Source organism: Arthrobacter arabinosi (assembly GCF_054511115.1).
Genome location: NZ_JBTNDF010000017.1, coordinates 1 through 13,104, shown reverse-complemented (window position 1 = coordinate 13,104; position 13,104 = coordinate 1). Strand labels below are relative to the sequence as shown.

The 13,104-nt window shown below is 63.5% G+C and carries 10 protein-coding genes; 7 read left to right on the top strand and 3 right to left on the bottom strand.

Features of this window, described 5'->3' with window-relative positions; all coding sequences use genetic code 11:
* Window positions 1–258: 258 nt before the first annotated feature.
* Window positions 259–1,002, bottom strand: a complete 744-nt coding sequence (locus tag ACX80P_RS16675) for a class I SAM-dependent methyltransferase (RefSeq protein ID WP_459279222.1) — start codon at window positions 1,000–1,002, stop codon at window positions 259–261.
* Window positions 1,003–1,189: 187 nt separating this feature from the next.
* Between ACX80P_RS16675 and ACX80P_RS16670 the strand changes: the two genes are divergently transcribed.
* The gene (locus ACX80P_RS16670) at window positions 1,190–1,804 is read left to right on the top strand and encodes a recombinase family protein (RefSeq protein WP_459279221.1); all 615 of its coding nucleotides are present in this window, start codon (window positions 1,190–1,192) and stop codon (window positions 1,802–1,804) included.
* Between the two features lie 507 nt (window positions 1,805–2,311).
* On the opposite strand, the gene ACX80P_RS16665 is transcribed toward ACX80P_RS16670, so the two are convergent.
* Window positions 2,312–3,523 (bottom strand): ROK family protein, encoded by a 1,212-nt coding sequence (locus ACX80P_RS16665; protein ID WP_459268462.1) that lies wholly within the window; start codon window positions 3,521–3,523, stop codon window positions 2,312–2,314.
* 344 nt (window positions 3,524–3,867) lie between these two features.
* On the opposite strand from ACX80P_RS16665, the gene ACX80P_RS16660 reads away from it, so the two are divergent.
* The 6 genes from ACX80P_RS16660 to ACX80P_RS16635 all read left to right on the top strand — a co-directional run bounded on the left by ACX80P_RS16660 (window position 3,868) and on the right by ACX80P_RS16635 (window position 11,964).
* A complete protein-coding gene (locus tag ACX80P_RS16660) occupies window positions 3,868–5,157 on the top strand; it encodes a sugar ABC transporter substrate-binding protein (protein WP_459268464.1) in 1,290 nt (429 codons plus the stop codon).
* A 201-nt stretch (window positions 5,158–5,358) separates the two neighbouring features.
* Window positions 5,359–6,891 carry an ABC transporter permease subunit gene (locus tag ACX80P_RS16655; protein ID WP_459279220.1) on the top strand — a complete coding sequence of 511 codons (1,533 nt, stop codon included), beginning with the start codon at window positions 5,359–5,361 and terminating at the stop codon, window positions 6,889–6,891.
* 1 nt (window position 6,892) lies between these two features.
* Window positions 6,893–7,849: a sugar ABC transporter permease gene (locus ACX80P_RS16650; protein WP_459268466.1), complete on the top strand. Its 957-nt coding sequence runs from the start codon at window positions 6,893–6,895 to the stop codon at window positions 7,847–7,849.
* On the top strand, window positions 7,849–9,786 hold the full coding sequence (locus ACX80P_RS16645) for a glycoside hydrolase family 13 protein (RefSeq protein ID WP_459279219.1): 1,938 nt from the start codon (window positions 7,849–7,851) through the stop codon (window positions 9,784–9,786). The genes ACX80P_RS16650 and ACX80P_RS16645 overlap by 1 nt, the downstream gene beginning before the upstream one ends.
* A gap of 19 nt (window positions 9,787–9,805) precedes the next feature.
* A complete protein-coding gene (locus ACX80P_RS16640) occupies window positions 9,806–9,961 on the top strand; it encodes a hypothetical protein (RefSeq protein WP_459279218.1) in 156 nt (51 codons plus the stop codon).
* A gap of 257 nt (window positions 9,962–10,218) precedes the next feature.
* Window positions 10,219–11,964, top strand: coding sequence for a glycoside hydrolase family 13 protein (locus ACX80P_RS16635; RefSeq protein WP_459279217.1), 1,746 nt, complete (start codon window positions 10,219–10,221; stop codon window positions 11,962–11,964).
* 70 nt (window positions 11,965–12,034) lie between these two features.
* On the opposite strand, the gene ACX80P_RS16630 is transcribed toward ACX80P_RS16635, so the two are convergent.
* Window positions 12,035–13,033, bottom strand: coding sequence for a LacI family DNA-binding transcriptional regulator (locus tag ACX80P_RS16630; protein ID WP_459279216.1), 999 nt, complete (start codon window positions 13,031–13,033; stop codon window positions 12,035–12,037).
* Window positions 13,034–13,104 lie beyond the last annotated feature (71 nt).

The window sequence follows — 13,104 nt, the reverse complement described above, 5'->3', positions numbered from 1 at the left end:
CTTAGGCATGTGAACATCCTTGCTGCGAGGACTAAATCCTCACAAGTCAGGAGTCAAGCAAAGCCGGGGCAGTCCCGCCGACAGGTAGAAGGTCCCCTGAGTCGTTGAGCGAGCCGATGTCCTCAACCACTGGCCTGTCACTTCCCGCCCCCATGGCACTATCCCCCTAAAGCTCTCCAAAGCTCTGACGCTATGCGGTCTCGGGTTGCCCGGCGACACGCCTCACCAAAGAACGGCTGAATCTAGCATTCGTCCGTTTTACTGGGGATCCACATACGGGCGGACTGCAATGACCAGAAGTGCTCCAACCCCATTGCCGACTGACTCACCCTGATACCCGCCGAAGACGCGCTCCACTTCCATGCCTACTTGCTCGAGCATGAGGCGGAGTTGGTCATGCGAGCGAAAACGCAACGGTCCACACTCGACTCGCTCGGTCCCGTCCGGTGCTATCTCGTGCGCACAAAAATCCACCAGCCCCGACTCTTCATCGACATGCGTGGTCTGGTACCAGTGCTCAACTTTTCCTTCGGGCAGGTCGACGATTCGATGACTGAGCTCCTTGGTCCATGCCTCCCAACCGCGGGCGTCCGGATCCCGCGCATCGAAAGCGAGACGACCGCCAGGCACGAGGTGAGCGGCGATGTCCCTGAAGGAACGGGCTAGTTCCGCGTCATCGAGGATTTCCTGAACGACGTTGGACGACATGATCGCCACGTCGAACCACGTACCGGCCGGAATCGCACGGGAGGTGCCATCAACCCACTGAACCTGGTCGGCGCCTGGTTTTGAGCGAGCTGCCCGAAGGGAAGGCTTGTCAGGATCGACTCCCATCACGCTGCACCCGGCCGCTGCCGCGGCCAACGTTAAGCCCCCGGTCCCACAACCGAGGTCCAGCGCGCGTGCACCGGGGATCTCGGTCAAGAAACCCAAGAAGAAGTCGTCACTTGGTCCCCAGTCATTCACAGCGTCGTACAGGTCCGAGGCGTGATTCTCAGTCATCAGACCCAAGGTAGTCGTTGCCGGCAGGAATCCGCTGAGGACGCACAGTAACTGATCCCCAACGGAGCGGTGGTGAAGCGCTAACCCGGCCATCCAGTCTTCAAAAAGCCCGCCATGTAGACGAAAAGTCACACATTGGAATCGCAGCTTGTCCCGTAACCGGTCGTATAAGTGACAGGAGTCCCGGATGCTCGTCGGCTACATGCGCGTGTCGAAGTCCGACGGATCGCAAACCACCGATCCGCAGCGGGATGCTCTGCTCGAGGCCGGCGTCGACGAGGCCCAGCTCTACGAGGACCTCGCCTCGGGCAAGAAGGACGACCGACCCGGGCTGACCTCCTGCCTGAAAGCACTCCGGGACGGGGACACGTTGATCGTGTGGAAGCTCGACCGGCTCGGCCGGAACCTGCACTACCTGGTCAACACGGTCCACGATCTCACCGCCCGCGGCGTCGGGTTGAAGGTTCTGACCGGACAGGGTGCCGCGATCGACACCACCACCGCTGCGGGAAAGCTCGTGTTCGGAATCTTCGCCGCCCTCGCCGAATTCGAGCGGGAGTTGATCTCCGAGCGGACCGTCGCAGGTCTTGCCTCAGCTCGAGCTCGCGGCCGGGTCGGCGGTCGACCGTTCACGATGACGCCGGGGAAGGTCCGCTTCGCGATGGCGTCCATGGGCAAAGCCGACACGAACATCGGCGAACTCTGCAAGGAGCTCGGCATCTCCCGCCAGACGCTCTACCGACACGTCTCCCCCACCGGCGAGATCCGCCCGGACGGCGAACGCGTGCTCAAGAAGAAGTGAGCACAGCTACGCCCTCTGCACCGGGACCTATTGCCGAAAAGTCAGCTGGTGCAGAGGAGTACGAGAACCTGACTGCTCACACTCGTCTGCACAGACACTGGAACCACGCAGCTTGTCGTGCAGAGGACTGCGAGAAACGACACTCCGAGGGCTCAGCTCCGGAATGTAGCAAATACGTTCGTATGCGGCTCGATTTCGATCGATGCTGATGCTGCCAGCAACGGTCCCCGTACTGCCCACGTCCGACCGTTTAGGGTCATGCGGAAGGCATCACCGCCGACGTCTCCGGTTGTACGCGCAGCGGCGTCCTTCAGCGCGGGCAGTTCCACGGCGAGTGCTTTGCCGCGGGCGATGGCGCTGTCCTTGCGCCGGCTGAGCGCTGCCTGGTTGCGGTGCCAGCCGCGCTCAAGGCGCTGCAGGCGGTCAGTTCCTGATCGGCTTTGGACTTCTTCAGGTGGACGTGCCTAGCCTCCTTGATGCCGGAAATTTGCACGAAATCGGTGCATGTTAGCCTCGACGCAGCTCGATATCCAGGGCGTCTCGCCCTACCCTAGCCAGCGCGGCATTCACGGCTCCGGTCAACACAATGTCGCCTGCAAGGGAGGATGCCACCACTCGGGGCGGGAAGTGCGACGTCGCAGCGACCTTCGCTTCGATTTGCTCCGCCAGACGGGCGATGGACGGTGCCACCGCACCGCCGATGACCACGGTGTCCGGGTTGAGCAGCGACGCGAGTGTCGAGATGACGTGGGATAGTCGTTCCGCCAAGCGCTCCACGATCTCGACCGCAACGGCATCGCCGTCCGCTGCTGCTGCGAACACCGCCTCAGCGGCCGGTCCGTTTTTCTCCGAGCGGCCCTGCGATAAAACCGTAGTCCGGCCTGCCGCAATAGCTTCAGCCGCCCATGCCCGCGCCAGCGGTGCAATGGCTTCGGGGCTGCCTACACCCTTCACGAGGTCTAGGTAGCGCATCTCGCCGCCACCTCCCAACGATCCATGCAGGAGGTGACCGTCCTCGATGATGCCCGCACCGAACCGTTCGCCGGCCAGGAGCACCAGGAAGCTTCCATCCGGGTCAACGGTGCCGTTGTAACGTTCCGCCAGCGCGGCAAGGTTCGCATCATTCTCAATGAAGGACATCCACTGCGGATGTTCGGCCAGTACGGCTGCCTGATCAACGGCCATCCGTTCCCAGAATGGGTTACCGGTCGGGATGGTGCCGCGGCGGCTGACCGGCGCGGGGATGCCGAAGCACACGGACAGAACGTGCCGCGGATCGATGCCGCCGTCGTCGAGCACTGATTTTATGGCGCGTTGCAGCGCAGCAGTGCGCGGGACTGGATCGGGATTGTCGATGTCGGCGACGAACGGTGCGCGACCACGGCCGACTAACTCGCCGCGCAGGTTGGCGATGACACTGCGGATGCCGCTGTACCCGGCGTCGATGCCGATGACGAAGCCCGCCCGGGCGTCAAGGGCGAACTGTCGGGCGGGTCTGCCCTTGCCGGTGGCGGTGCGCGCGGGCGCCTCAACAATCCATCCGTCACGGAGCAGGTCATCACAGACGCCGAGGACGGTTGCGCGGGTGAGGGACGTTGAGCGGATGAGTTCATTCGCCGTAATGGTGCTGCCCGGTGGGACCCGCCAGATTGTGTTCAGGATCAGCCGCGCATTGGAGCGCCGCAGCATGTTGGTCGACGACGCTCCTTCGGAGACCACGCGTCGTTCGGTTCCGGCTACATCTACCACTTCAGCTACCACTCTTGACTCTCCCAGCTTCACCCCTCAACATAGGTGAAGACATAAATGTATGTCATAAATGTATTCCTGAGAACCAAGCAAAGGAGCTTGCATAGGCCGCTCCCTAACCGGCTGCACCCGCAGCGACGTCGGCGCCGTCGGTCGCCAGGCTGATACCAGTTCTGGACAGGCGCCTCTCATTGAGCCCTGCTGTCAGGACCGTAACTTCCTCTAAAACTCTTAGTTCCTTGATGCCTTGACCTGGTGTCATGCGTCGCTTCAACAATTTCGATTATCAACCCAGCAAACCACTAGGGAGCACTATGCGTAACACTGTCCGGTCGTTCGCCGCCATTGCCGGCATCTCATTTCTCATCACCGGATGCTCCAGTGGTGGCGGTGGTGAAGCGACTCCGACCGAGTCAACCGGGTCCACTCAGTCTGCCGGTGAAAGCGCCGCGCCTGCTGTTCGCGGCGATGAGGACCTCATCATTTGGGCCGACCCGGTCCGGATTGAATACATCCAGAAGATCGCAGACGCCTACGCGGAGGAAAACGGCATCACGGTCGGCGTCCAGGGGATCGTCAATACCCGTCAGGATTTCATTACGGCAAACTCGGCGGGCAATGGGCCTGACGTTGTCGTCGGTGCTCATGACTGGATCGGGCAGCTCGTGCAGAACGGCGCCGTCGACCCGCTCCAGCTCTCACCGGACGCCCTGGCCGGGTACTCCGAAACGGCGGTCGATGCTTCCACCTATGAGAACCAGCTGTACGCATTGCCGTATGCGGTGGAGTCAGTCGCCCTGTACTGCAATACCGAGTACGCCCCGGACACCTACGCCTCCATCGAGGACGTCATAGCAGCCGGTCAGCCGGCAGTCGATGCGGGTACCTTGGACGTTCCGCTCATCGTGCAGCAGGGCGAACCGGGCGACGCGTATCACATGCAGCCACTGTTCACCTCAGCCGGCGGGTACGTCTTCGGCCGTGACGCGGAGGGCAACTACGATCCGACCGATCTGGGGTTGAACAAGCCCGAATCGATCGCGGCGGCCGAGAAGATTGCCTCACTGGGCGAAACCGGAGCGGACACCATCCGCCGGTCAATCAGCCCCGATAACTATCTCTCGCTGTTCACCGAAGGCCGGGCGGGTTGCATGGTGTCAGGCCCGTGGGCGTTGCCCGACGTCAAGGAAGCGTTGGGGGAGAACTACTCGATTCAGCCCGTTCCGGGCTTCGCGGGCATGGAGCCGGCGGAACCGTTCATGGGCAGCCAGGGTTTCATGGTCGCATCCAACGGCCAGAACAAGGCCTTCGCTCAGGAGTTCGTCGCCAACGGTGTCAACAACGAAGAGGCCATGCAGGCATTGTTCGAGGCGAGCAACCAGCCGCCGGCCATGGAATCAGTACGCGAAGGCGTCACCGATGAGGACGTGCTGACATTCGCCACCGCAGCGGACCAGGGCGCTCCGATGCCAGCGGTTCCCGCGATGGCTGAAGTGTTCGCCCCACTCGGCCAGGCATGGTCAGCGATTATCGGCGGCGCCGATCCGACCGAGACGATGAACCAGACCCACGAGACGATCGCCCAGGCCATCGCCGGTCAGTGACATCCGCTCACACCCGTGGCCGGGCCGACTGGCCCGGCCACGGGTGCCACGGGACCCTCAACGGCCCCATTTTTTTGACCCGTAGAGGTTTCTGAAGCGACTTTGGAGCGTGACGGCGTGAACCAGCGTGTAGCAAGCAGGGCAGTGAAAAAGGCACGCAATGGTGACCTTGGCAGCACAAAAGGAGGATCCAGCGGTGTAGTGGGACTGCTGGTCAAGATCGTCGCTCTCGGCACGATCATCGGGTTGGCGGTCATGCTGACCCCGGCCCTGGTAGGGACCGGGCAATGGGCCTTCCTCATCGTCATTTGGGGCATCGTCGCCTTGCTCGCTGTAACGTATGCGACCCGCCGGTTCATCCCGGCCAAATACCTTGTCCCAGGCACGCTCCTGCTGGTGCTGTTCGTGGTGTACCCGATCCTCATGACGTTCCAGCTCTCGACGACGAACTACGGGGACGGGACACGCACCACGAAGGAAGTGACGGTCTCCCGGATCATCGGGAACGCAGCACAACAGGTCCAAGGTGCCAAAACATTCGGGCTCTCTGTCGGCAGCGAAGGCACAGCCACCTCCGGCCCCTACACCTTCCTCCTCGTCGATACCGCCACGAACGACGTTTTCGCCGGCACACCGGACGGGCTCAGTGAGCTGGACCCAGACACTGTCACGGTAGAAGACGGCGTCATCACCGAAGCGGAAGGGTTCACTCTGCTGGACCGCCGCCAGATCAACGAGTTCAGCCAGCAGGGCGGTGACCTCGAGGGATTCGCCGTGCCGACCGAGGATGGCGTCATCACGGCCCAGGGGTTCAGCGCCGTCGAACTGTTCTCGCCGCTGGAATACGACGAAACCACGGATACGATCACGAACACCGAGACCGGTGTCGAGTACACGCCCGTCCAGTCCGGGGACCGGAAGTTTTTCACCAGCGCTGAGGGCGAGCGTCTCTCCGACCAGTCCTGGGGTGAGAACGTCGGCATGGGCAACTACGTGCGGGCTTTCACTGACCCACGCATCAGCAGCGACTTCGTCGGCATCTTTATTTGGACGCTCGTCTTCGCCGTCCTGTCCGTGGGCACCACCTTCGCGTTGGGACTCTTCCTCGCCACGGTCCTCAACGACGCCCGGGTGCGCGGCCAGAAGGCGTACCGGTCGATCCTGCTCCTGCCCTACGCAATCCCCGGGTTCATCGCACTGCTGGTGTGGTCGAGCTTCTTCAATTCCGAGTTCGGGCTCATCAACAACATGCTGAACCTCGACATCAACTGGCTCGGCAACCCGTTCTGGGCGAAAGTCGCCGTCTTGCTGGCCAACCTCTGGCTGGGATTCCCGTACATGTTCCTGGTCTGCACGGGTGCACTGCAGGCCATCCCGTCGGACTACAAGGAAGCCGCGTCGCTGGACGGCGCGACCGGCTGGACGAACTTCAGCAAGATCACCTTCCCCCTGCTGTTGGTCTCGATCGCGCCTCTCCTGGTGGCCGCCTTCGCCTTCAACTTCAACAACTTCAACGCAATCTTCCTGCTTACCGAGGGCGGGCCATTTAGCCCGGACAACCCGACCGCCGGCGGCACGGACATCCTGATCAGCTACACGTACCGCCTGGCGTTCGGTGGCGGTGCGCAGCAGATCGGCTTCGCCTCGGCGATCTCGGTGATCCTGTTCATCATCACCGGTGTCCTCGCCGCACTGCAATTCCGTGCCACCCGGGCACTCGAGGAGGTTGGCTAACATGACACAGGTAAACCCACAGGCCGGTCAGGTTGTATCACCGTCCGATCTCACCGACCCCGCCCAGCGCGGCAAGCCCTTCAAGAGCTCGCAGGCGAACAAGGTTCCTCGCGGCCGATGGTTCAAGGAAGTCGGCTGGCGTCACCTCGTCGGCATCATCGCGATCGTGTACGCCGTCATCCCGGTCCTGTACATCCTCTCGGCGTCCCTGAACCCCGCCGGCAGCGTGTCAGCGGCCTCTATCCTGCCGCGGGCCATCAGCTTCGAAAACTATGCCGCCCTCTTCAACGACCCGGGGCGCCCGTTCGCCCGCTGGTTCCTCAATACCCTCATCGTGGCGGTCGTTGTCGTGATCGTGTCGCTCTTCTGCAGCGCACTGGCCGCGTACGCGTTCTCCCGCTTCCGTTTCAAGGGCCGGCGCGGCAGTCTCCTCACACTGCTGCTGATCCAGATGTTCCCGCAGTTCCTTGCCGCCGCGGCACTGTTCCTGCTGTTCACGCAGGTTGGTGAGGTGATGCCGGCCATCGGTCTGGACACCCTCGCCGGATACATCATCGTGCTCCTCGGAGGCGCGCTGGGACAGGTGTGGCTGATCAAGGGTTTCTTCGACACGATCCCGCGCGAACTCGACGAAGCCGCCCTCATGGACGGGGCCACCCACACCCAGCTGTACTTCAAGATCATCCTGCCGCTCGTCACCCCGATCCTCGCTGTAACCGGGTTGCTCTCCTTCATCGGTGTCCTCGGCGAATTCATCCTCGCGTCGATCTTCCTGCGTGACACCGAGATCAAAACCCTCGCCGTCGGACTGTACGGACTCCTCGACGCCGACCGGACCAACAATCTCGGGATCTTCGCCGCAGCAGCCGTACTCACCTCCATCCCGGTCATCCTGCTCTTCCAGTACCTGCAGAAGTTCATCGTCGGTGGTATCACCTCAGGGGCGGTGAAAGGCTGATGGAAATCCTCGCAGCACACACGAAGGACCAGATTCGCGCGTCACACCACCTGCTCCACCAGCCACACCACGACGGATCAGCACTGTATGTCCCGGAGCAGGCCCCCTCCCTGGGGGACGTTGTCCCGGTGCGCCTCTTCGTACCCCGCGGCCCCGACGGGACACCAGGGGCGACCGCGGTCACACTACGTGCGGTACACGACGGCGAACCACACCTCGAAACCGCTGAGCCGGAGGCCAGTGACACGGCCGGAACGTGGTGGAGGGCACCGCTGCGGGTGGTCAACCCGGTGACCCGGTACCGGTTCCTGCTGACCGGGCCCCCCGGATCCTTTGCCGGTGCGTACACCTGGCTGAACGCCACCGGAATCCACCGCCGGGAGGTCACGGACACCGCGGACTTCCGGGCTGTCGCGCATCCCCCGGTGCCCGACTGGGTTTCCGACGCGGTGGTCTACCAGGTGTTCCCGGACCGGTTCGGACGCTCGACCGCCGCCGACACCAGGACCCTCCCGGCCTGGGCCAAACCCGCTGGCTGGGACGACGCAGTCATCCACCAGGGACCGGATACCCCCTTGCAGTTCTTCGGCGGGGACCTGGCCGGAATCGTCGAACACCTCGACCACCTCGTCGAACTCGGGGTGACGGTGCTGTACCTCACACCGATCTTCCCGGCCCACAGCAACCACCGATACGACGCCTCCACGTTCGACCACGTCGACCCGCTCCTCGGCGGGAACGAGGCATTCACGGACCTAGTACGGGAAGCTCACGCCCACGGCCTGCGCGTGATGGGAGACCTCACACCGAACCACACCGGCAACTCCCACGAGTGGTTCCTCGCCGCGCAAGCCAACGCCGAAGCACCCGAGGCCGAGTACTACTTCTTCGAGAGGCACCCCGACCAGTACGCCAGCTGGTTCGGACTGCCGTCACTGCCCAAACTCGACCACTCATCGACCGCGCTGCGCCGGCGCATGTACGAGGGGCCCGATTCCATCGTCGCGCACTGGCTCACGGCAGGGCTCGACGCGTGGCGGATCGACGTGGCGAACATGACCGGCAGGCACGGCGCGCAGGACCTCACCCACGACGTCGCCCGTACCCTGGTCACCACAGCCCGCCAGACGAGCCCGGAGGCGTGGGTGCTCGCCGAACACGGACACGACGCCGGCCCGGATCTCCAAGGTGATGGCTGGCACGGCACTATGGACTACGCCGGATTTACGCGGCCTGTCTGGACGTGGCTGGGCGGGGCCGAAACCTCCACCCGCCCGTTCTTCGGCCAGCCAGCGGCATCCCCTGTCCTCAGTGGCGTCGACGTCGTCACGGGGATGCGCGAGGTGCACGCCGTGATGCCCTGGCGGGCGCAAGCCGCGTCAACGCTCCACCTCGACTCCCACGACCTGCCCCGGTTTCGGACCGCGGCCGGCGGCGACGGCTCCGGGGACATCTCCGAGCGGGGCCGTGAGAAACACCTGGTGGGGTTGGTGCTGCAACTCACGATGCCCGGCGTCCCGTCGATCTTCGCTGGTGATGAGATCGGCCTCACCGGAGTCGATGGTGAGCACTCACGCACGCCTTTTCCCTGGCACCGCCGCGAGGAGTGGGACCAGCTGACGTTGGACGCCTACAAAGCCTTGATCGCATTGCGACACCGGCACGTCGCACTACGCCACGGGGGCCTGCGCTGGGTGCACGTGGACGACGATTCGATGACCTACCTGCGCGAGCACGCCGACGAACGCATCCTCGTGCACACCGCCCGCGCGGACCACCGACCGGTGACCCTGCCCCTGAGGGCCCTCGGCGTCGGATCGGTAAGCCACCTGGTTCCCCTCCTCGGCGAACCCGGTACCTCGGTCGACGCCGATAACGTGCAGTTGCCGGCCGGCGGACCGGCAGCCCATGTATACCGGCTTCCCTCGGTTCCCTGACAGCAGAAAGGCGATCTTCATGTCAACCGAGAGGATAAGCGAGGAACCACAGACCTGCCCGCACTGCGGCCAGCTCCTGCATGAAGAGCCCATCATCATCGACCACGCGCTACGCGTCGGACTGGCCTGCACCCAGCACGGCGTCGCAACCATCACAGAGCCCTTCACCATATAACCGTTAGCAAAAACAAACGGTTCACCTCGTCCCCTTGGTGCTTGTCCACCCACCATGCGCTTTTACACAGGCCCACCCCCTGCAGCGGCTTTTCCCAAGTGTGCTGGGTCGCCAGCACATTGGTGTTTTCTGCAACCTAATGGCCAAGGACCCATCCTCGCGAATTACATCCTGCGCTCAGTGGGGTCTGTGGAGCATCAATGGCCAGTCCAAACCCACCCAAAATAGATATCAACCGAAAAGAACAGGACCACCCTTTGACCACCACCGCCACCCCAGCAAAGTCCTTCGAATCCGAGCGCATGGCTGATCCGAACTGGTGGCGTCAAGCCGCGGTGTACCAGATCTACCCGCGCAGCTTCGCCGACTCCAACGGTGACGGCATCGGCGACATCAAAGGCATCACCGCAAAAATCCCGTACCTGAAGTCCCTGGGAATCGACGCCGTATGGCTGAGCCCGTTCTACCCTTCAGCGCTGGCTGATGGTGGCTATGACGTTGATGATTACCGCAACGTGGACCCCAGACTGGGAACGCTCGAAGACTTCGACGCGATGGTCGCTGCCCTGCATGCCGCCGGTATCAAGCTGATGGCAGACATCGTGCCCAACCACTCATCTGACCGGCATGAATGGTTCAAGGAAGCCCTCGCGTCACCAAAGGGCTCCGCTGCGAGAGACCGCTACATTTTCCGCGACGGTAGGGGAGAAAACGGCGAGCTACCGCCGTCGGACTGGGACTCTGTCTTTGGCGGACCGATCTGGGACCGCATCACCGAACCCGATGGCACCCCGGGCCAGTGGTACATGCACATCTTCGCCAAGGAGCAGCCGGACTTCAACTGGGACAACCCCGAAGTCCGTGATGACTTCCTGAAGACCCTGCGCTTCTGGTCCGACCGCGGGGTGGACGGCTTCCGCATCGACGTCGCCCACGGCATGGCGAAGGACCTCTCCGAGCCGCTGCCGTTGAAAGCAGAATTGGAAGCACGAGCCGGAGCCGACGGATTCATCGATGGTTCACACCCGTTCTGGGACCGCGACGAGGTCCACGAGGTGTATGCCGAGTGGCGCAAACTTTTCAACGAGTACACCCCGCCGCGCACAGCCGTTGCCGAGGCCTGGGTCCACGAGACACGCCGGGCCCGCTACGCCAGCCCCGAAGGGTTGGGGCAGGCCTTTAACTTCGATCTCCTACTAGCAGACTTCGAGGCACCGACGTTCAAGAAGGTCATCACGGATAACCTCATCGCGGCAAAAGAGACCGGGGCGTCCTCGACCTGGGTGTTCTCCAACCACGACATGGTCCGCCACGCCACCCGCTACGGTCTGCCCAAAGGCACTGACACACCAGCCCAGGGAACCAATGCGGCTCAGGACGTGACTGCGACCGAGCCCAGGGGCCAGGACGGCAAGGCCTGGCTGCTGGCGGGCGGGCCTACCGGCGAACTGGACGTGACCTCTGGCCTGCGCCGCGCCCGCGCCGCATCCCTGCTAATGCTTGCCCTGCCTGGTTCGGCTTATCTGTACCAGGGAGAGGAACTGGGCCTGCAGGAAGTCGCGGAGATTCCAGACTCGGAGCGGCAGGACCCCGCGTTTTTCCGCAACAAGGGCATCGAAGTCGGGCGTGACGGCTGCCGTGTGCCCCTGCCATGGACGACGAAAGGCCCCTCCTTTGGATTTGGAGACGGCGGAGCACACCTGCCGCAGCCGCAGTGGTTCAGTAAGTACGCAGTGGAGGCGCAGGACGGCACGGAAGGCTCAACCTTAGAGCTCTACCGCACCGCCTTGAGGCTACGTCGCGAGCTCCAAACTGATGAGGAATTGGAGTGGGTCGAGACCGGTGATCCCGAGGTACTGCACTTCCGTCGCCCGGGCGGCTGGCAGTCGATCACCAACTTTGGGGACACTCCCGTCGATCTCCCCTCCGGAACCGTGCTGATCAGCAGCGCACCTCTTGAGGGCGGCAGCCTGCCGGCAGACATCACGGTGTGGGTGCGTTGACGCAGGCATGAGTAGCACTCACCGTCGGCAGGGTCGGCCTTGCTACTGGCCTCGTTCCTTCGGGTTGCGGCTAGGACGTCCTGCCGACGGCAGGCCCTGCGCCGGTGGAGCCGCGCACTACAAGATCGGCTTGGAATAGCATGTCTGTACGTGTGGCCTGGTCACCGGCCAGTTCCGTAACCAGCGCATGGACGGCGGCCTCCGCCATTCCAGCGATATTTTGCCGCAGGGTGGTCAGCGGTGGGTTGGTGAAGGCCATGAGCGGCGAGTCATCGAATCCGATCACCGAGATATCCTCGGGTACGCGGAGCCCGCGCGTCTGTGCGGCCCGCACCGCTCCAAGGGCCATGACGTCCGAGGCACACACGATGCCCGTATGGCCGCTGTCGATGAGTTTGTTCGCCGCGCTCTGTCCGCCCTCGATGGTGAACATGCTGGAGGCGACGTGAGGATCCGCGTCGTGCTCGCCGAGGAAATCGGCGAGCCCGGAGCGGAACCCCTCCATCTTGCGGCGGCTCGGGATGAAACGGTCGGACCCGGTCGCGAAACCGATACGTTGATGGCCTTGCGTCGCGAGGTGCCGGACGGCGGTCCGGATCGCCGTAGCGTCATCGTTCGAGACAGACGGCGCGTCGATTTCTGCCCGGGCCCCGTTCACCAGCACGAAAGGAACACGGCCGCGTAACCGCCGGTAGCGCTCTATTCCCGCTCGACCGTCAGCGTGCGCCGCACACACGAAGATGATGCCGCTTACGCCCTGGTCGAGCATGAGTGCCACGTACTCGTCTTCGGTGATGCCGCCGCCCGGCAGCGTGCACAAAGCTGGAATGTAGTCATTGGGTGCCAGCAGGGCGGCGATGGCCCCGGCGAAGGCGGGGAAGATCGGGTTTACGAGATCCGGTACGACGACGCCGATCTGCCCTTTCGAGCGCCCCGCTGTCCTAGCGGGCCGCTCGTACCCGAGATTGTCCATCGCAGTAAGGACAGCCTGCCGAGTTTCCTGGGAGGCTCCTCCCTTCCCATTAAGAACACGTGAGACGGTGGGGACGCTGACGCCCGCGCTGGTCAAGCCCCTGGGAGTGGTGTAGCGCTGCGTGATCCCTCGCGGGGTTAAGCGGTCAGTGCGGGGCGGGCCTCCTT